Raw genomic sequence first — 18984 nt, 5'->3', positions numbered from 1 at the left:
AAAGCTCATAGAAAAAAGGGATGCCGAAGCATCCCTTTTTCATTGCCGCTCAGGTCAGCTCTGACGCTTTTCTGCATCTTGTTGCTGGATTGGCTCTTCAGAAGCCTTCGACTCAGTTTCGCTGACAGGCTTGGGCGCGTCTACGTCCCGCTCAAGCGCGTTATCGACGGCTGGCTCGGCTTCCTTTTCGGGCATTGGGCGCTCCGGCTGAGCGCTGACAACGGGTTCCAGGCTTTCGTCGGCTTCGCCAGTGGAATGCTCGGTGGCCGCGGTGCTTGTTGGCTCGCTGACAACGATCTCAGGACTAGTCAGTTCCGTTGGGCCTTCTTCGGCCTCGGTCGGAGCCTGCGCCTGCGCTTCGGCTGCTTCCCTGGCTAGGCGCTCTTGCTCGAGGCGGCGGCGGCGAACTTCGCGAGGATCGTTGGGTGCTCGGCCGCTCGCCGGCTTGGCTGGCGCTGCAGGTTCGGCTGGCGCCGGAGCTTGAGCTTCCTCGGCAGGCACCGCTGCTGCCTGTGCGACCTGCGGTTCAGCTATCGCTGCTTCAGGCTCGGCGGCTTGCGCTGGAATAGGCGCAGGCTCTGCTTCTTTATGAGCCTCGGCAGTTTCGACTGTCGGTGTCGCGACATCATTAGCCGGTTTGATGACCTCGGTTGCGTCTGTCGAGTCGGTCGCTTCGTTGAAGGCCTCGACCGGAGCTGAAGGCTCCTGAGTCGCATTCGCTTCGTCGCTGGCTGTGGCTGACGCTGTGTCGGTGTCTGCAGTATTAGCTGCGAGAGCGGCTGCAGTTGCGGCAATCGCGACCTGCTCGGACTTTACCGGCGCATTGCTTTCGTTGACGTCAGCATGGGTGTTTTCTGCTTCGTCCTCGATCTCATTGCCATTGACGTCACGCTGACGATCACGGCGGTTGCTACGACGGCGCTGACCGCGCGAGCGGCGGCGTGGACGATCGCTGCTTTCGGGAGTCTCCTGATCATCCTGCCCAGCTTCCGCCTTTTCGACTTGCTGCTCCTGCGTGTTTTCGGCTTGCTCTATACGAGGCTTGCGCTCCTCGCGAGGCGGGCGTGGCTTACGCTCAGCTGTTTCTTCGCTAACCGCGGCTGTCTGTGGGGTGTCCTCAAGCGGTGCGCGCAGCTCGCGTTTGCGTTCCTCGCGCGGCTGACGGTCCTCACGTGGGGTGCGTTCACGACGCGGTTGCGGTTGCGAAGCGCTATCGTTGGATTCCACGGTCTCGCGCGGTTCACGTGGTTTGCGCTCCTCGCGTGGCGGGCGTGGCTGACGCTCTTCGCGTGGCTGACGCTCTTCACGCGGAGCGCGTTCTTCGCGTGGCTTGCGTTCTTCGTCGCGATTGCTGCGAGAGTCACGACGACGGTTCTGCTGGCGGCCGCTACGGCGTTCATCGCGCTGTGGACGGCTGCTTGCCGCCGCTTTCTTTTGTACTTCGGGAGCTGGAGCTTCCTGCTTACCAGCAAACAGGCCAATCAGCGACTTGACCAGTCCTTTGAACAGACTTGGTTCCTGAGCAGTTTGAGCCGGTAGTTCCGCTGGCGCGGATACCGGGGCGGGTGCAGTCCGCTGCGGTGCGGTCTTAACAGCCGCTTCCTGGCGAACCAAGGTACGGGTCGAGCTGACCGGCTGAGCTTCTTCGACTTCCGTCGGGCTCATTTCATAGCTGGCTTGTCCGGCGATGATGTCGGGGCTGTCGTCGCGAAGACGCTGCACTTCGAAATGCGGCGTCTCCAAATGATCATCGGGCAGGATGAAGATACGTGCACGGCTGCGTAGCTCGATCTTGGTAATCGCGTTGCGTTTCTCGTTGAGAAGGAATGCGGCGACCTGGAAAGGCACTCGGGCGCGAACTTCTGCAGTGCGATCCTTAAGGGCTTCTTCTTCGATCAGGCGCAGAATGGCCAGCGACAGCGATTCAACATCGCGGATGATGCCTTGGCCATTACAGCGTGGGCACACGATGCCGCTGGTTTCACCAAGCGAAGGGCGCAGGCGTTGACGGGACATCTCCAGCAGGCCGAAGCGCGAAATGCGGCCAACCTGGATGCGCGCGCGGTCGGCTTCCAGCGCCTCGCGAACCTTCTCTTCAACGGCGCGCTGATTCTTGGCAGGCGTCATGTCGATGAAATCGATAACGATCAGTCCACCAATGTCGCGCAAGCGCAATTGGCGAGCAATTTCCTCAGCGGCTTCAAGGTTGGTCTGCAGTGCAGTTTCCTCGATGTCGCCGCCTTTGGTGGCCCGAGCCGAGTTAATGTCGATCGAAACCAGGGCTTCGGTCGGGTCGATAACGATGGAACCGCCCGATGGGAGTTTCACTTCCCGCTGGAAGGCTGTTTCGATCTGGCTCTCGATCTGGAACCGGTTGAACAGCGGCACGCTGTCCTCGTACAGCTTGATCTTGCTGGCGTACTGCGGCATGACCTGCTGGATGAATGAGAGGGCTTCGTTCTGGGCTTCGACGCTGTCGATCAGTACTTCGCCGATGTCCTGGCGCAGATAATCACGAATGGCCCGGATGATCACATTGGATTCCTGATAGATCAGGAAGGGGGCTGCGCGCTCCTGGGAGGCGTCTTTGACGGCGCTCCACAGCTGCAACAGATAATCGAGGTCCCATTGCATTTCTTCGCTGGAGCGACCGAGGCCGGCCGTCCGCACGATCAGGCCCATGTCAGCTGGGACGTTGAGGCCGTTCAAGGCTTCGCGCAATTCGTTACGCTCTTCGCCCTCGATCCGGCGGGATATGCCGCCCGCACGCGGGTTATTGGGCATCAGTACAAGGTAACGTCCGGCGAGGCTGATGAACGTGGTAAGGGCTGCGCCCTTGTTGCCACGCTCCTCTTTCTCAACCTGGACAATAACTTCCTGGCCTTCGCTTAATACATCCTTGATGTTGACGCGGCCTTCCGGCGCCTTCTTGAAATATTCGCGGGAGATTTCTTTGAGGGGGAGGAAGCCGTGACGGTCGGCACCGAAGTCTACGAAGGCCGCTTCAAGGCTGGGCTCGACGCGGGTGATCTTGCCTTTGTAGATGTTGGCTTTTTTCTGTTCGCGGGCCCCGGACTCGATGTCGAGATCGAACAGGCGCTGGCCGTCAACCAGTGCGACTCGCAACTCTTCGGGTTGAGTTGCGTTTATTAGCATTCTTTTCATGTAGTACCGTCGGTTTCCATGGCGGCGGAAACGGCGTTCGGCACACACGACTCTCGCGGTCGGTGTCAGGTGAGTCAGGAATGGTTGTAAGGCACTCCAGTGTCCAGCGATGTGAGGCCAGTTGGGCCAGCGTCGCGACGACGTCTCCTGCTTTCTGTCGGAACAGAAGCAATGGTTCGGGAGGAGGAATCAGCCAGCGGTAGCGGACGGAATGACGCGTCTATGAAAGCCTTTGCTACGCAATCCGATGGCTGTACATCTCCACCCAACACTCATACTTTGAAAATCGGGTGCCGCTCGCAGAATCCAGGAGCGGGTTATCGATTATCGCGATTCCCCATCGGGGGCACGCATCATGTCTTCAAGGCTTGTTTCGGTGCTTCTGCTACTTGAGAAAAACACCGTTGGACGGCCTCACGTCCTCGAACATTGCTGGGTCAGGAATGGCGGCTTCGCTGGCATTCCTCAACCTGTCCGCTTTTGGCGGCGTCTGGACTATAACAGCAATGTTTAAGTGCTTCAAATAAGCGAAAATTGATATTATCCGCGCATGACTAATACCCCATCTCAGACCTCCAGCGTGCAGATGCTCGAGGTCTCGCCGGAGCTTGCCGGCCAGCGCATCGACAACTTTTTGCGTACTCAGCTCAAAGGTGTGCCCAAGACCCTGGTATATCGCATCCTTCGTAAAGGCGAGGTGCGTGTGAACAAGGGGCGAATCAAGCCTGAGTACAAGCTGCAGGCGGGCGACATTGTTCGTGTTCCTCCGCTTCGGTTGCCCGAGCGGGACGAGCCGGTTCCGCTGGCTCAAGGGCTCCTTGAACGGTTGGAGTCGGCCATCGTCTACGAGGATAAGGCGTTGATCGTGTTGAACAAGCCTGCAGGAATCGCTGTGCACGGTGGAAGCGGGCTTAGTTTTGGTGTTATTGAAGCGTTGCGACAATTGCGGCCGGATGCAAAGGAATTGGAATTAGTGCATCGCTTGGATCGGGACACTTCAGGTCTGCTGATGGTTGCCAAGAAGCGCAGTATGTTGCGCCATTTGCATCTTCAGCTTCGCGGCGACGGGGTTGATAAGCGCTACATGGCGCTTGTGCGAGGACGCTGGGAAGCGGGCAAGCGACAGGTGAGTGCGCCGTTGCTAAAGAATACACTGCGTTCAGGGGAACGCATGGTCGAGGTCAACGAGGACGGCAAAGAGGCGCTTACGCTGTTTCGTGTGCTGCGACGGTTCGGTGACTTCGCCACCTTGGTTGAGGCTAAGCCGGTTACGGGGCGCACCCATCAGATTCGAGTCCATACCCGTCATGCCGGCCATAGCATCGCCGGAGATAATAAGTATGGAGACGAGGAATTTTCTGAAGTCATCCGCGATCTAGGCGGCAAGCGCCTGTTTCTCCACGCGTATGCGCTGAAAGTGCCTTTGCCTGATGGCGGCGAGTTGACTCTAGAGGCGCCGGTCGACGATGTTTGGACTCGAACACTGGAGCGGCTTTGTGAATAAGTACGATCTGCTGATTTTCGATTGGGACGGGACGCTCGCGGATTCGATTGCTCGGATCGTCGAGTCAATCTCTGTTGCGGCGGCTCGCTGCGACCTGCCTGCCCTGGATGGCGATCGCATCAAAGGGATCATAGGGCTTGGTCTGCCCGAGGCGATTGCTGTGCTTTATCCCCATCTGTCGGATCTCAAGGTTGTAGAGGCTTTTCGCCGCGCCTATGCCGACCACTATCTCTCATTGGAAGCTGTTCCTTCGCCGCTCTTTCCGGGTGTGGTGCAGGCGCTCGAACGCTTCCGTGATCAGGGTCACTTGCTTGCAGTGGCTACCGGTAAGGGACGGCGCGGTCTGGACAGGGTGCTTGCGGGACATGGCTGGGCTGATTTCTTCGATGTGACCCGTTGTGCTGACGAGACCGCGAGCAAGCCTGATCCGATGATGATTCATGAAATTCTGGCGTACTGCGGAGTCTGCCCTGAGCGGGCTGTGATGATCGGGGACTCGGTGTTCGATCTGGAAATGGCTCGGCGAGCTGGCGTAGACAGCGTAGCGGTTTCCTATGGTGCGCAACCTCTTGAGGTGCTGATGTCGTGCTCGCCATGCAGGACGGTTGATCATTTTTCGGAGCTCGGTGACTGGCTGTGCTCTGCTGGTACAGCGCCTGAGGTGATTGCTAATGTCGGATGAATGGAGAGCGCCTGTGAATGAGTCCAAGGAAGATCGCAACAGCTGGAGGCTGCTGGAGAAAACGCTGCTTGCAGGTGTTCAGGAGCAGCGGCGAGCTCGGCGGTGGGGAATATTCTTCAAGCTGCTTACCTTCATTTATCTTTTAGGCGCGCTGCTCGTGTTCTCACCCCTGTTGCGCATGGGTGAAAATAAGGCTGCCGGGGAAAGTCATACGGCGATCATCAATGTCCGCGGAATGATTGCGGACGAGGAGGCGGCTAGTGCGGACAACATTGTCGGGGCGCTAAGGGCTGCGTTCGAAGATGCTGGTACCAAGGGGGTGGTGTTGCGAATCAATAGCCCGGGTGGCAGTCCTGTGCAGTCGGGTTATATATATGACGAGATCCGGCGATTGCGCGGCGAGTATCCGGCGATCAAGGTATATGCGGTGATAGCTGATCTGGGTGCTTCCGGGGCTTATTACATAGCCAGTGCTGCGGATGAGATTTACGCCGATAAGTCCAGTCTTGTCGGCTCAATCGGAGTAACCGCCGCGACTTTCGGCTTTGTTGAAACCATGGACAAGCTTGGGGTGGAGCGCCGGGTCTACACCTCGGGGGAGCACAAGGCTTTTCTAGATCCGTTTCAGCCGGAGAATCCGGAGGAGACCGAATTCTGGCGAAGCGTGCTGGCCACCACCCACCGGCAGTTCATCGACAGTGTGAAAAAGGGGCGCGGGGATCGGCTGCAGGTCGCCGGGCATCCGGAGCTGTTTTCGGGGCTCATCTGGTCTGGTGAACAGGCGCTAGAGCTCGGCTTGATCGATGGACTCGGCAGCGCTAGCTACGTCGCGCGAGACCTGATTGGAGAAGACGAGATGGTCGATTTCACCGTCAAGGCTTCGCCTTTGGAGCGGTTTACCAAGCAGCTCGGGGTCAGTATCGGTTCGCAGCTTGCCATGTGGATGGGTTTCCAGGGGCCGCAGTTGCGTTAGTCGGGGATCATGGCACTTCAATCCCGGCGTTATTGAGCATGTCGACCAGCCGGATCAGTGGCAGTCCGATCAGGCTGGTTGCGTCAGGCCCCTCGGTGCTGATGAACAAACTGACTCCCAGCCCTTCTGCCTTGAAGCTGCCAGCGCAGTCATAGGGTTGTTCGGCCTGAAGATAGCGCTCGATCTGTTGATCGCTGAGGGGGCGGAAGTGGACGGTAAATGTTACGCAGTCGCTCTGCGTGGTCCCGGTTTGGCTGTCAAGCAGCGTCAGTCCGGTAAGGAAATTGACGCTTCTTCCGCTGCAATCCTTCAGCTGCTGCCTGGCTCGGCTGAATGTGTAGGGTTTGCCTAAAATTCTCCCCTCAAGTACGGCTACTTGATCCGAGCCGATGATAAGGTGCTGCTGGTGGGTCAGAGCCAATGCCTGAGCTTTTTCGAGGGCCAGTCGGCGCACGAGCTGTTCCGGTTGTTCTCCGGCGCGTGCGGTTTCGTCTATATCCGGCGCTTTACAATCGAACTCCAACTGCAGACGTGATAGCAGCTCTCGTCGGTACGGAGAACTTGAGGCGAGGAGCAAGCGGCGCATTTTTCTTCCTTTTATATGAGTGTCCGATTGATGGTCGGATTAGCAAGATTGTGCGGCTGAATTCCTTTGACAGTCGAGGGGCGCATCCCTAGAATGCCGCGCTTATGTTGAAAGGACCGATACCTCCGCACGTAGATCCGCGCAAGCTCGCCGACCGAGCGGCTACCCTGAGGGGTGAGCTGCAATTGTCTGAGCTGAAGCGGCTCGTCGATCCTCTTGAGGACGATAAAGGTGTGGTGCGCGCCAGTTTTGAATTCGGGCGTGACGAGCAGCGAACTGTGGTCATTCACAGTGAGCTGGATGTTGAGGTTACGATGATTTGCCAGCGCTGTCTGGAGCCGGTTGTTCTGCCAATTCACAGCGAATGCGACTATGCCGTAGTGAACGAAGGGTCGAGCAGCCAGCACCTGCCCAAGGGCTACGATGTGCTGGAAGTGGGAGAGGATCCTTTGGATCTGCTGGCGCTGGTTGAAGAGGAGCTTTTGCTTGCTCTTCCGATTGTTCCACTCCATGACAAAGAAGTTTGCCAGCCGCCGGCTGGGCCTGATGAGCCCGAGCCGAATGAGGACGAGGTATCGCGGTCCAACCCGTTCAGCGTACTGGCTCAGTTAAAGCGTGACCCAAACGTTTAGGAGTTGATCCCAATGGCTGTTCAGCAGAACAAAAAATCCCGTTCCGCCCGTGATATGCGTCGCTCGCATGACGCGCTCGAGCCGAACGCCCTGTCCGTGGACAAGAGCACCGGTGAAGTTCACCTGCGTCACCATGTATCCCCGGAAGGTTTTTACCGTGGTCGTAAAGTGATCGATAAGGGCGCTGACGAGTAACTCTTGTCTCCTCCGATCATCGCGATCGATGCAATGGGTGGGGACTTCGGTCCCCACTGCATTGTTCCGGCCAGCCTCCAGTGTCTGGCTGAAGTCCCCTCGCTGCATCTGGCCCTAGTCGGCCAATCTTCCCTTATTGAAGACATAATTGGCGGGCACTCCGTTGTGGATCGCTCCCGTCTAGCAATCGTCAACGCCGATGAGGTAATCGGCATGGATGATCGTCCGGCGCAAGCATTGCGCGCCAAGCCGCGGTCTTCGATGCGCGTGGCTTTGGAAATGGTGCGTGACGGTCAAGCTCAGGCTTGCGTAAGTGCGGGCAATACAGGAGCGCTAATGGCGCTCGCTCGTCAAGTGCTCAAGACGTTGCCTGGCATCGATAGGCCGGCAATGGCGACAGCCATTCCGACGCTTGAGGGGTCATGCCTGCTGCTTGACCTGGGCGCAAATGTGGATTGCACAGCCGAGCAACTTTATCAGTTTGCGACGATGGGATCGGTTGCAGCTCAAAGCCTCGGTATCGAGCGGCCGCGCGTGTCATTGCTCAACATCGGGACCGAAGACATCAAGGGGAACCAGCAGGTTAAAGCTGCCGCCGTACTTTTACAGCAAGCTCGGGGTCTGAATTATCAGGGCTACATCGAAGGTGATGGGCTGTATCGCGGCGAAACCGACGTCGCGGTATGTGATGGCTTCGTCGGCAACATCCTGCTTAAGTCCAGCGAAGGCTTGGCGCAAATGGTTGCTTTGCGCGTAGAAATGCTTTTTGGTCGGTCGATGTTTTCACGCCTGGTGGGCGCCCTGGCTTTACCCCTGTTGCGTCAGCTCCGAGCGGATCTGCGTCCAGCGCAGTACAACGGTGCCAGTTTCCTCGGACTGCAGGGGATCGTCGTCAAAAGTCATGGCAGTGCAGGTGCAGAGGGCTTCCGGTCGGCTATTCATCGGGCAGCGCTGGACGTGGAGCTGAATCTGCCAGCGCAACTGCGCAGTCGGCTCGAGTGTCTTCTGTGACTGAACGGTCGACAAGTGGTGATAGTGATGTGACTACAGCCGACAGCTCGCCATCCAACTGACAATTCGTTGCGCTCGCGCGCTTATCATCATCGACGAACAACCATAAGAGAGACGTTTCATGTCCGCATCACTTGCATTTGTCTTTCCAGGCCAGGGCTCCCAGGCTCTGGGCATGCTCGCCGAGCATGGCGCACAACAGTCACAGGTTATCGATACCTTTTCCGAGGCTTCGTCTGTGCTGGGCTACGATCTTTGGGCGCTCTGTCAGCAAGGCCCAGAAGAGCAACTGAATCAGACCGATAAGACTCAGCCGGCCATTCTTACCGCTTCGATTGCACTATGGCGTCTATGGGTAGCTGATGGAGGGGTCAAGCCAGCCTTTGTTGCTGGGCACAGCCTGGGTGAATACTCGGCCCTCGTGGCGGCGGGTAGCCTTCCGTTTGCCGATGCGGTGAAGCTGGTGGAATTGCGTGGCCAGTTGATGCAGCAAGCTGTTCCTGCCGGTACGGGCGGCATGGCGGCAATCCTGGGTTTGGAAGATGCTGATGTGCTTGCTGCATGTGACGAAGCTGCCCAGGGTGAGGTAGTCAGCGCAGTCAACTTCAATGCGCCTGGCCAGGTTGTGATTGCAGGTAACGCAGCGGCTGTCGAGCGGGCTATAGAGGCCTGCAAGGCCAGGGGGGCGAAGCGCGCCATGCCGCTGCCGGTGAGTGTCCCTTCGCATTGTGATTTGATGCGGCCAGCTGCTGAACGTTTTGCACATGCTATTACCGATGCAGCTTGGCAGGCGCCCGAGATTCCGTTGGTGCAGAACGTCAGCGCCGGGATCGTTTCGGATCTCGACACGCTCAAGCGCGATCTTCTGGCCCAACTGTATAGCCCTGTTCGCTGGGTCGAGACTATCGTCGCGCTGAGCGAGCGTGGCGTGACGGAGCTGGTCGAGTGTGGGCCGGGCAAGGTTCTCTCTGGTCTGAACAAGCGCTGCGTCAAAGGCATTACCACCTACAATCTGGACACCCCTGAAGGTTTCGCTGCCACTCGTGGCGCAGTGGTCTGAACAAGGAGATATTTATGAGTCTGCAAGGTAAGGTCGCGCTGGTGACAGGCGCCAGTCGAGGTATCGGTCAGGCCATTGCGCTTGAGCTTGGTCGACAAGGCGCCATAGTGATCGGCACGGCGACGTCTTCGTCCGGCGCTGAAAGGATCGCCGAGACCCTCAAAAGCAACGATATAGAAGGTACTGGCCTCGTGTTGGACGTAAGCAGTGACGATTCTGTCGCTGCGACGCTCGAGTCGCTTCAGCAGCAATTCGGTCAGCCTGCAATACTGGTGAACAACGCCGGTATCACTCGCGACAACCTGATGCTTCGCATGAAGGATGAAGAATGGCACGACGTCATCGACACCAACCTTAGCAGCCTATACCGCCTGACCAAAGGTGTGTTGCGCGGCATGACCAAGGCACGTTGGGGACGGATTATCAACATTGGCTCGGTGGTGGGTGCCATGGGCAACGCGGGACAGGTAAACTACGCTGCAGCTAAAGCCGGCCTCGAGGGATTCAGCCGAGCGCTGGCGCGTGAAGTCGGTTCGCGTGGCATCACGGTCAACGCTGTGGCGCCAGGCTTCATCGACACAGATATGACGCGTGAGCTTCCAGAGGCTCAACGTGACGCATTGCTGGGGCAGATCCCGCTGGGACGCCTCGGGCAGGCGGAAGAGATTGCCAAGGTCGTCGCTTTCCTAGCTTCTGACGGCGCCGCGTATGTTACGGGGGCTACGGTCCCGGTGAACGGCGGCATGTACATGAGCTAATGTGACGCCCAACGCATGTAAAGCAGTCATAACGGCTGGTAGGTTCGTTATAAAACTGCGGTTTGTTTATAGACAGATGGTTGAAAGCAGGTTCATGCTTGCCTGCTTTCAGCTTGAAATGCGGAAAACGCTTTCTATACACTACCGCGCAGACCAGCTGCCTGATTTTTCCATAGGAGTGAAAACAAGGTATGAGCACCATCGAAGAACGCGTCAAGAAAATCGTTGCCGAGCAACTTGGCGTCAAAGAAGAGGAAGTCACCAACAGCGCTTCCTTCGTCGAAGACCTGGGTGCCGACTCCCTTGACACCGTTGAGCTGGTGATGGCTCTGGAAGAGGAATTCGAGACCGAAATCCCGGATGAGCAGGCCGAGAAGATCACCACTGTTCAAGAAGCTATCGATTACATCAACGCGCACGCGCAATAAGTTGTAATCCTGCTTCGAGCCAGTAAGCCGCACTGCCTGCAGAAGGCAGTGCGGCTTTTGTTTGAGTTATTGAACGCAGCTGGTCGTGCCCGTTGCCGACGTCTGTGATGCCGACTCGCTGAGCTGTTGAACCATATGGCGAGCTGAGAGAGTCGATCAAATTCAAGGAGAATGCTGTGTCGCGTAGACGCGTCGTAATTACCGGTATGGGCATGCTCTCGCCGCTGGGTAACGATGTGCCAAGCAGCTGGCAGGGGATTCTCGCCGGCCGCAGTGGTATCGGCCTGATAGAGCACATGGACCTTTCCGCTTATTCCACTCGTTTTGGCGGATCCATCAAAAATTTCGATGTCGAGCAGTACCTGCCAGCAAAAGAGGCTCGCAAGCTCGACCTTTTTATCCAGTACGGACTTGCTGCCAGTTTTCAGGCGGTACGTGATTCCGGGCTGGAGATCACCGATGCCAACCGTGAGCGCGTTGGCGTTGCCATGGGGTCAGGTATCGGTGGGCTCACCAATATTGAAAACAGTTGCAAAGCGCTGTTTGAGCAAGGGCCGCGACGCATATCGCCGTTTTTTGTGCCGGGCTCCATCATCAATATGGTCTCGGGCTTTCTCTCGATCCATCTAGGCCTGCAGGGCCCCAACTATGCCATCGCTACCGCCTGCACCACGGGTAGTCATTGTATTGGCATGGCGGCTCGCAATATCGCCTATGGCGAAGCTGACGTGATGATTGCAGGCGGTTCGGAAATGGCCGCTAGCGGGCTGGGGATCGGTGGATTCGCGGCGGCTCGTGCGTTGTCTACCCGTAATGACGATCCGGCTTCAGCCAGTCGCCCTTGGGACAAGGACCGGGATGGGTTTGTGTTGTCCGACGGTGCAGGCGCGCTGGTACTTGAAGAGCTGGACCATGCGAAAGCTCGCGGAGCGAACATATACGCCGAGCTGATTGGCTTTGGCATGAGTGCAGATGCCTTCCACATGACCTCGCCGCCTGACGATGGCGCTGGCGCTGCTCGCTGCATCCGTAATGCGATGTTGGATGCTCAGATTGATGCCACCCAAGTGGACTATATCAATGCGCATGGCACGTCGACGCCTGCCGGCGACAAGGCTGAGGCCGCAGCGATCCGAACAGTGTTCGGTAGTCACGCTTATGATCTTTCGGTGAGCTCAACAAAATCGATGGTTGGCCATTTGCTCGGGGCTGCAGGTGCCGTTGAAGCGATCTTCAGTGTGCTTGCCATCCGTGATCAGGTTGCGCCGCCCACAATCAATCTTGACGAGCCAGGCGAAGGCTGCGACCTCGACTTCGTTGCTCACCAGGCGAAACCGCGTGTGATCGATGTGGCCATTTCCAACTCCTTTGGTTTCGGCGGCACGAACGGTTCGCTGGTTTTTCGCCGGTTCACCGAGTGACCTTGAGCTGGGTGAACGGGCAACCCTCAGTAGAGTTGTCCGTTCATGATCGCGGGTTGGCGTATGGCGATGGTCTGTTTGAAACCATCAAAGTCATAGAGGGCCAGCCCGAACTGCTGGACCGGCATTTGCGTCGTCTGATGCTTGGCTGCCAACGCCTTGCGATTCCTTGTGATCTCGAAGCCATACGTGATCAGCTGCATAATTTCAGTGCTGAGCTTGGAGAAGGTGTAGCCAAGCTTATCGTCAGTCGTGGCGACGGAAAGAGAGGCTATGCTCTGCCTGACCCATGCCAGCCTCGCATCCTCCTCACGGGGTCGCCGCTGCCGGGCTATCCCGAAACGCATGCTGAACAGGGCATTCGTCTCTATCCATGCACTACGCGTCTAGCCGAGCAACCGATTCTGGCCGGGATAAAGCATCTCAATCGGCTGGAACAAGTGCTTGCGCGTGCAGAATGGCAGGACCCAGCCTTTGCTGAAGGCTTGATGCTCGACACCTCTGGGCGGGTGATCGAGGGCGTATTCAGCAATCTCTTCATCGTTGAGTCAAACAAGCTGATCACTCCGTGCCTCGAGCGATGCGGGGTTGCAGGTGTGATGCGCGAGGAGCTGCTTGAACGTGCGCGGCAGGCAGGTGTATCGACCCAGGTAGCAGATATCTCGCTCGACCAGCTGCATGATGCTGACGAAGTGTTCGTTTGCAACAGCATTTACGGAGTCTGGCCTGTGCGGCAATTGGAAACCAGTGTATGGCCCGTAGGGGCGCTCACACGTAAACTCCAGTGTCTGGTGGCTGATCTGTCGAGCAACATGTGATTCGAAAACTGTCTTTTGCATTCTTTGGCGTGGTGTTGGCCGCCGCGCTGGCGCTTGGTGTGGTCTCGTGGAAACTTCATTCGGCATTGGAGCAGCCGTTGCAGCTCGATGAGGCGCAAACGCTTGAAGTGCAGCCCGGGGACACGCCCAGCGGCCTGTTTCAACGACTGGAGCGGGATGGGACGCTCAGTGACTCGTTGTGGTTGCGGCTGCACTGGCGAATGAAACTTGCCGGGCAAACGTTGCATAGCGGCGAATATCAACTAAGGCCAGAGATGACGGCGCGCGACCTGATTGGGCTCTGGCAGCGCGGCGAAGTCGTTCAACATACCCTGACAATCGTCGAAGGCTGGAACTTCCGGCAGGTACGTGCCGCGCTGGAAGCACTCGCGACGGTCCAACAAACGCTCGTTGGGCTGACTGACGAGCAGATCATGCAGCGTCTCGGTCAGGCGGGTTTGCATCCCGAGGGACGCTTCTTTCCCGACACCTACAGCTTTACCCGAGGCGTCACTGACCTCGAATTGCTTCGGCGCGCCTACGAGCGGCTGGAGACTGTGCTGGCGGAGGAATGGCAACAGCGCAGCGAGGGCTTACCCTATCGAGACCCGTATGAGGCCCTCATCATGGCTTCCATCATCGAAAAGGAAACCGGTGTGCCTTCCGAACGCGGGGAGATCGCAGGCGTATTCGTACGTCGTCTAGAGCGAGGCATGCTCCTGCAGACGGACCCGACTGTCATTTACGGCATGGGTGAGCAATATAGGGGGCGAATCACCCGTGGCGATTTGCGCAGACCGACCCCCTACAACACCTACACGAACAGTGGCTTGCCACCGACTCCGATCGCCATGGTGGGTCGGGAGGCCATCCATGCTGCCCTCCATCCGGTTGAAGGCAAAAGCCTCTACTTCGTTGCGCGGGGTGACGGTAGTCATCAGTTCAGTGACTCGTTGAGCGAGCACAACCGCGCGGTGCGTGAATATCAACTCAAGCGCCGCGCCGACTATCGTTCCAGTCCGCCGCCTTCGCCTCGGCCAGCGCCGGCGCCGGCGCCAATCGAGAATGCCCAATGACCGGAGTTTTCATCACCCTGGAAGGGCCGGAAGGAGCTGGCAAAAGCACCAACCGCGAGTACCTTGCGCAGCGTCTCCGCGACCATGGACTAGACGTCGTACTGACGCGAGAACCCGGTGGGACGCCATTGGCTGAGCATATTCGTGAGCTGCTGCTGGCACCGGCAGACGAGCCGATGAGCAGCGATACGGAGCTGCTGCTGGTGTTTGCGGCGCGCGCGCAGCATCTTGCTCAAGTTATCCGGCCCGCACTAGGGCGTGGCGCGGTGGTGCTTTGTGACCGCTTCACCGATGCCACCTATGCGTATCAGGGTGGTGGGCGCGGCCTCTCTACTGAGCGCATCGAACAGCTGGAAAGCTTTGTGCAGGGCGAGATGCGGCCGGATCTAACCCTGATTTTCGACTTGCCCGTAGAGGTCGGTCTGAGCCGCGCTGCTGCGCGTGGGCGCCTTGATCGGTTCGAGCAGGAGGGACTCGGGTTCTTCCAAGCGGTTCGCACTGCCTATCTCGATCGTGCCCGGCAAGATCCGCAGCGATATCGTGTCGTCGACGCAGCTCAGGCGCTTACGGCGGTGCAGCGCGAACTGGACGGTCTTTTGCCAGAGTTGTTGGAGCGTGCTCTTGGCTGAAGGTGGCGTTCTCCCGTGGCAGGCAGATCTCTGGCAGATCTTGGCTGGGCGGCAGCAGCATGCCCACGCATACCTGTTGCACGGCCCCGTCGGTATCGGCAAGCGGGCCTTAGCTGAACAGCTCATGGCGTTTCTCCTGTGTCAGCGGCCAGTGGCGCTGAATGCATGTGGAACCTGCAAAGGGTGCCAGTTACTGGCAGCTCATACCCATCCAGACCATTACATTCTGGAGCCGGAGGAGGCCGACAAAGCCATCAAGGTGGATCAGGTTCGCCAGCTGGTAGGCTTTGTTACTCAGACCGCGCAGCTAGGAGGGCGTAAGGTCGTTCTGCTCGAGCCGGCCGAGGCCATGAACCTTAACGCTGCCAATGCGTTGCTCAAAAGCCTTGAAGAGCCGGCGGGCGATACCGTTTTGTTACTCATTAGCCACCAACCGAGCCGGTTGCTGCCGACGATCAAGAGTCGCTGTGTGCAGCAACGCTGTCCCTTGCCAGGGCGCCAGCAGAGCCTCGAGTGGCTGGCCGCAAAGCTTCCTGATATATCGGCTGAACACCGAGAGGAACTCCTCGCACTGGCAGCGAACTCGCCGCTCGCAGCACTCAAACTGCACGGCGCTGGTGTGCTGGATATGCGAGCGCAGGTGGTCGATGGGGTCAAGAAGCTGCTCAAACGACAGCAATCCCCTAGCCAACTTGCTGAGGCTTGGAATCCGCTTTCACTGATTCTTCTGTTCGACTGGTTTTCTGAGTGGGCCCATCTGATATTGCGCTTTCAGATGACCGGTGATGAAAGAGGGCTTGGCGCTGCCGATATGCAGAAGGTCATCCAGTACCTTGCAGAGAAGTCCTCGCCCGAGCGGTTGTTGTCGGTGCAGGACTGGTTGCTCGCCCACCGCCAGAAAGTACTGGGCAAAGCCAACCTTAACCGTGTCTTGCTTCTCGAAGCGCTTCTGGTGCAGTGGGCAAGCTTACCCGGGCCAGGCTAGAATCCATCGGAACAGTTGTTAGGAATACCGCATGAGCCTACCTGCAAACCTCGGTCCGCGTAACGGCATCTTGTCTTTGACGATCAAGGACAAGTCGGTGCTTTACGCGGCGTTCATGCCTTTTATCAAACATGGCGGTTTGTTCATTCCAACCAACAAGAGCTATAAGCTCGGCGACGAAGTGTTCATGCTGCTCAGCCTGATGGACGAGCCGGAAAAGATCCCGGTCGCTGGTAAGGTGGTCTGGATTACGCCAAAAGGCGCTCAAGGCAATCGGGCAGCTGGTGTCGGCGTGCAGTTCAACGAAGGCGATTCCACTGCTCGTAACAAGATCGAGACCTACTTGGCTGGCGCGATGAAATCCGACCGGCCGACGCACACCATGTAAACCTATCCAACTAATTGTTGTTGGTTTAGCTTCCCTTAATTCACTTCCAGTTTCGGCCAGACCTGACGGCCATTGGTAGCTGTTCTACAATGGCGCGTTTTCGGTTCGGATACTTTTCATGCTGGTCGACTCGCATTGCCATCTCGATCGTCTCGATCTCGCTATGCACGAGGGATCCCTCGATGCAGCGCTGGATGCCGCTCGTCAGCGCGGCGTAGGGCATTTTCTCTGCATAGGCGTCAGCGCCGACAATACCGCAGCCGTGAAGGCCATTGCGCAACGCTACGACGACGTCGATTGTTCGGTAGGGGTGCACCCGCTGGATCTGGAGCCTGGCGCGGAACCCGCGTTGGACTGGTTGCTCAAGGAGCTGGACGGGCCCGGTGTAGTGGCTATCGGCGAAACTGGGCTGGATTATCACTATGAACCTGAAGCTGCGGATGTGCAGCAACGGTCCTTTCGCCTGCATCTCGAAGCCGCCCGGATATGCGGCAAGCCCGTGATCGTTCATACCCGAGCGGCTCGTGCCGACACGTTGGAATTGCTTCGTGAGGCTTCATTGCCACAGGCCGGTGTCCTGCACTGCTTTACCGAAGACTGGGAAATGGCGAAAGCAGCGCTGGATCTCGGCTTTTATATCTCGCTGTCCGGAATCGTCACCTTTCGCAACGCCGATGCGCTTCGGGATGTCGCACGACGTGTGCCTGCGGATCGCTTGCTTGTCGAGACCGACTCGCCCTACCTGGCTCCCATTCCCCACCGCGGGAAACCGAACCTGCCGCAATACGTGCGCGAAGTTGCTGAGTACCTCGCCGAGTTGCGGGGCGTCGATTTCGAGATTCTGGCGGAACAGACTACCGCCAACTTCAAGCGCCTTTTCCCCTTGGCGCGCATAAAAAACTGAAGCGCTTGGTGCCGCCGTATCGTGCGTATGCCAGGCAATACGCTCGATACGTGTACAATCCGCGCCGATTTATGTTCATGCCAGATCAATGGCATACCTGTACAAGCGTTCGTCGGATGCCATGGCGCAGTCGGGTGAACCCTTCTTTCATCGTCAGCCCAGTAAGGTGACGCCATGTCCAGCGATACGCTGCATACCGGGCCGCTTCAGCGCGGCCTGAAGAACCGCCACATCCAGTTGATCGCCCTCGGCGGGGCGATTGGGACGGGGCTATTTCTTGGATCCGCCGGCGTGCTTCGCAGCGCGGGTCCGTCGATGATTCTCGGCTATGCCATTGGCGGGCTGATCGCGTTTCTGATCATGCGGCAGCTTGGCGAGATGATCGTCGAGGAGCCCGTTGCCGGATCTTTCAGCCATTTCGCTCACAAATATTGGGCACCCTATGCAGGCTTCCTTTCAGGCTGGAACTACTGGGTACTTTACGTGTTGGTGGGCATGGCCGAACTCACCGCCGTCGGCAAATACGTCCAGTTCTGGTGGCCTGAGGTTCCGACCTGGGCTACCGCAGCGATATTTTTCGTGTTGATTAACCTGATCAATCTGGTCAACGTCAGGGCGTTTGGAGAGACGGAGTTCTGGTTTGCCATCGTCAAGGTGGGTGCCATTGTCGGCATGATCGCGCTGGGTCTCTACCTGCTCCTGAGCGGCGAGGGAGGCGAGCAAGCCAGTATCGGTAATCTCTGGAGTCACGGCGGGTTTTTCCCTAACGGGATCAGCGGGATGGTCATGGCGTTGGCGATCATCATGTTTTCGTTTGGCGGCTTGGAGTTGGTAGGGATTACCGCTGCCGAAGCATCTGATCCGAAAACCGTCATCCCCCAAGCGATCAACCAAGTTGTCTACCGTATCTTGATCTTCTATATCGGCGCGTTAAGTGTGCTGCTGGCGCTTTATCCATGGGACAGTCTGCTGGAAACGTTAGGTTCGGCTGGTGACCCTTACAGCAGCAGCCCGTTCGTGCAAATCTTCTCTCTGATCGGCAGCGACACCGCGGCGCATATCCTTAATTTCGTTGTTCTGACTGCAGCCCTTTCGGTGTACAACAGCGGTGTCTATTGCAACAGTCGAATGCTCTACGGGCTGGCCGAGCAGGGCGATGCGCCCAGAATCTTGATGACGGTGAACCGTCGTGGTGTGCCAGTACTTGCCATCGCCCTGTCTGCACTGGTGACCATGCTTTGCGTGGTGGTTAACTACCTGCTCCCCCAATCAGCCCTAGAGCTGCTCATGTCGTTGGTAGTCGCAGCCCTACTCATCAACTGGGCGATGATCAGTCTCGCTCATCTGAAATTTCGCAAGGCGATGAAAGAGCAGGGCGTTGAGCCTTCCTTCAAGGCTTTCTGGTATCCCTTCAGCAACTATTTGTGCCTGGCGTTCGTAGCGATGATTGCGCTCATCATGCTGTCAATGCCGGGGCTGCGGACCTCGATCATTGCGATGCCGTTCTGGATATTGTTCATCTGGGGCTGCTTCTATCTCCGGCGTTCCGGTCGGCGATTCGGAGCGGTAGCCAGGTAAGTCGTATGAATTGTTGGCAAAAAAAACCCGGCGTCACGGGGAGCCGGGTTAAGACCATTAGGAGTAATGAGGTCACGTTCCTCGCTTCCTCAGCTGGCCGAGCAGTGGGGGGATTGCGCGGCCAGTGTCAGAAGTATTGGTCCTGATTTCGGACCGTGCTGGGCGATTTCAGCCATTTTTAAACAGATTTG

The 18984-nt window shown here is 57.8% G+C and carries 19 protein-coding genes; 17 read left to right on the top strand and 2 right to left on the bottom strand.

Features of this window, described 5'->3' with window-relative positions; translation table 11 throughout:
- Window positions 1–54: 54 nt before the first annotated feature.
- Window positions 55–3165: a ribonuclease E gene (gene rne / locus JQR87_RS13420; RefSeq protein ID WP_407296309.1), complete on the bottom strand. Its 3111-nt coding sequence runs from the start codon at window positions 3163–3165 to the stop codon at window positions 55–57.
- 550 nt (window positions 3166–3715) lie between these two features.
- Here rne and rluC point away from each other — a divergent pair.
- From rluC to JQR87_RS13405, 3 genes are read left to right on the top strand one after another with little or no spacing between them, the layout of a single operon-like run.
- Complete coding sequence (gene rluC, locus JQR87_RS13415) at window positions 3716–4669, top strand: 23S rRNA pseudouridine(955/2504/2580) synthase RluC (RefSeq protein WP_407296312.1); 954 nt, start codon at window positions 3716–3718, stop codon at window positions 4667–4669.
- Window positions 4662–5351, top strand: a complete 690-nt coding sequence (locus tag JQR87_RS13410; protein ID WP_407296315.1) for an HAD-IA family hydrolase — start codon at window positions 4662–4664, stop codon at window positions 5349–5351. Before rluC ends, JQR87_RS13410 begins: the two co-directional genes overlap by 8 nt.
- Complete coding sequence (locus JQR87_RS13405) at window positions 5341–6324, top strand: S49 family peptidase (protein ID WP_407296318.1); 984 nt, start codon at window positions 5341–5343, stop codon at window positions 6322–6324. The genes JQR87_RS13410 and JQR87_RS13405 overlap by 11 nt, the downstream gene beginning before the upstream one ends.
- A 7-nt stretch (window positions 6325–6331) precedes the next feature.
- Here the strand turns inward: JQR87_RS13405 and JQR87_RS13400 are convergent, their stop codons facing one another.
- A complete protein-coding gene (locus JQR87_RS13400) occupies window positions 6332–6910 on the bottom strand; it encodes a Maf family protein (RefSeq protein WP_407296320.1) in 579 nt (192 codons plus the stop codon).
- A gap of 104 nt (window positions 6911–7014) precedes the next feature.
- On the opposite strand from JQR87_RS13400, the gene JQR87_RS13395 reads away from it, so the two are divergent.
- The 14 genes from JQR87_RS13395 to JQR87_RS13330 all read left to right on the top strand — a co-directional run bounded on the left by JQR87_RS13395 (window position 7015) and on the right by JQR87_RS13330 (window position 18793).
- Window positions 7015–7542 (top strand): YceD family protein, encoded by a 528-nt coding sequence (locus JQR87_RS13395; protein WP_407296322.1) that lies wholly within the window; start codon window positions 7015–7017, stop codon window positions 7540–7542.
- A gap of 12 nt (window positions 7543–7554) precedes the next feature.
- The gene (rpmF, locus tag JQR87_RS13390) at window positions 7555–7737 is read left to right on the top strand and encodes a 50S ribosomal protein L32 (RefSeq protein WP_407296324.1); all 183 of its coding nucleotides are present in this window, start codon (window positions 7555–7557) and stop codon (window positions 7735–7737) included.
- A 3-nt stretch (window positions 7738–7740) separates the two neighbouring features.
- Window positions 7741–8748, top strand: a complete 1008-nt coding sequence (gene plsX / locus JQR87_RS13385) for a phosphate acyltransferase PlsX (protein WP_407296327.1) — start codon at window positions 7741–7743, stop codon at window positions 8746–8748.
- Between the two features lie 121 nt (window positions 8749–8869).
- On the top strand, window positions 8870–9808 hold the full coding sequence (gene fabD, locus JQR87_RS13380; protein WP_407296329.1) for an ACP S-malonyltransferase: 939 nt from the start codon (window positions 8870–8872) through the stop codon (window positions 9806–9808).
- Window positions 9809–9822: 14 nt separating this feature from the next.
- On the top strand, window positions 9823–10566 hold the full coding sequence (gene fabG / locus JQR87_RS13375; protein ID WP_407296332.1) for a 3-oxoacyl-ACP reductase FabG: 744 nt from the start codon (window positions 9823–9825) through the stop codon (window positions 10564–10566).
- A 191-nt stretch (window positions 10567–10757) separates the two neighbouring features.
- Window positions 10758–10994, top strand: a complete 237-nt coding sequence (gene acpP / locus JQR87_RS13370; protein ID WP_003283670.1) for an acyl carrier protein — start codon at window positions 10758–10760, stop codon at window positions 10992–10994.
- Window positions 10995–11170: 176 nt separating this feature from the next.
- Window positions 11171–12415, top strand: coding sequence for a beta-ketoacyl-ACP synthase II (gene fabF, locus JQR87_RS13365; protein WP_407296341.1), 1245 nt, complete (start codon window positions 11171–11173; stop codon window positions 12413–12415).
- 2 nt (window positions 12416–12417) lie between these two features.
- Window positions 12418–13233 (top strand): aminodeoxychorismate lyase, encoded by an 816-nt coding sequence (gene pabC / locus JQR87_RS13360; protein WP_407296343.1) that lies wholly within the window; start codon window positions 12418–12420, stop codon window positions 13231–13233.
- Window positions 13230–14309, top strand: a complete 1080-nt coding sequence (mltG, locus tag JQR87_RS13355; protein WP_407296346.1) for an endolytic transglycosylase MltG — start codon at window positions 13230–13232, stop codon at window positions 14307–14309. Before pabC ends, mltG begins: the two co-directional genes overlap by 4 nt.
- Window positions 14306–14938: a dTMP kinase gene (gene tmk, locus JQR87_RS13350; protein WP_407296349.1), complete on the top strand. Its 633-nt coding sequence runs from the start codon at window positions 14306–14308 to the stop codon at window positions 14936–14938. The genes mltG and tmk overlap by 4 nt, the downstream gene beginning before the upstream one ends.
- Window positions 14931–15923: a DNA polymerase III subunit delta' gene (locus tag JQR87_RS13345; protein WP_407296352.1), complete on the top strand. Its 993-nt coding sequence runs from the start codon at window positions 14931–14933 to the stop codon at window positions 15921–15923. Before tmk ends, JQR87_RS13345 begins: the two co-directional genes overlap by 8 nt.
- Before the next feature lie 31 nt (window positions 15924–15954).
- Complete coding sequence (locus tag JQR87_RS13340; protein WP_019342489.1) at window positions 15955–16311, top strand: PilZ domain-containing protein; 357 nt, start codon at window positions 15955–15957, stop codon at window positions 16309–16311.
- Between the two features lie 118 nt (window positions 16312–16429).
- Window positions 16430–17215, top strand: a complete 786-nt coding sequence (locus tag JQR87_RS13335) for a TatD family hydrolase (protein WP_407296357.1) — start codon at window positions 16430–16432, stop codon at window positions 17213–17215.
- Between the two features lie 174 nt (window positions 17216–17389).
- Window positions 17390–18793 carry an amino acid permease gene (locus JQR87_RS13330; protein WP_407296359.1) on the top strand — a complete coding sequence of 468 codons (1404 nt, stop codon included), beginning with the start codon at window positions 17390–17392 and terminating at the stop codon, window positions 18791–18793.
- Window positions 18794–18984: the final 191 nt, after the last annotated feature.

Source organism: Stutzerimonas stutzeri (assembly GCF_051028275.1).
Lineage (GTDB): Bacteria > Pseudomonadota > Gammaproteobacteria > Pseudomonadales > Pseudomonadaceae > Stutzerimonas > Stutzerimonas stutzeri_AS.
This window is presented reverse-complemented; position numbering and strand designations above follow the sequence as displayed.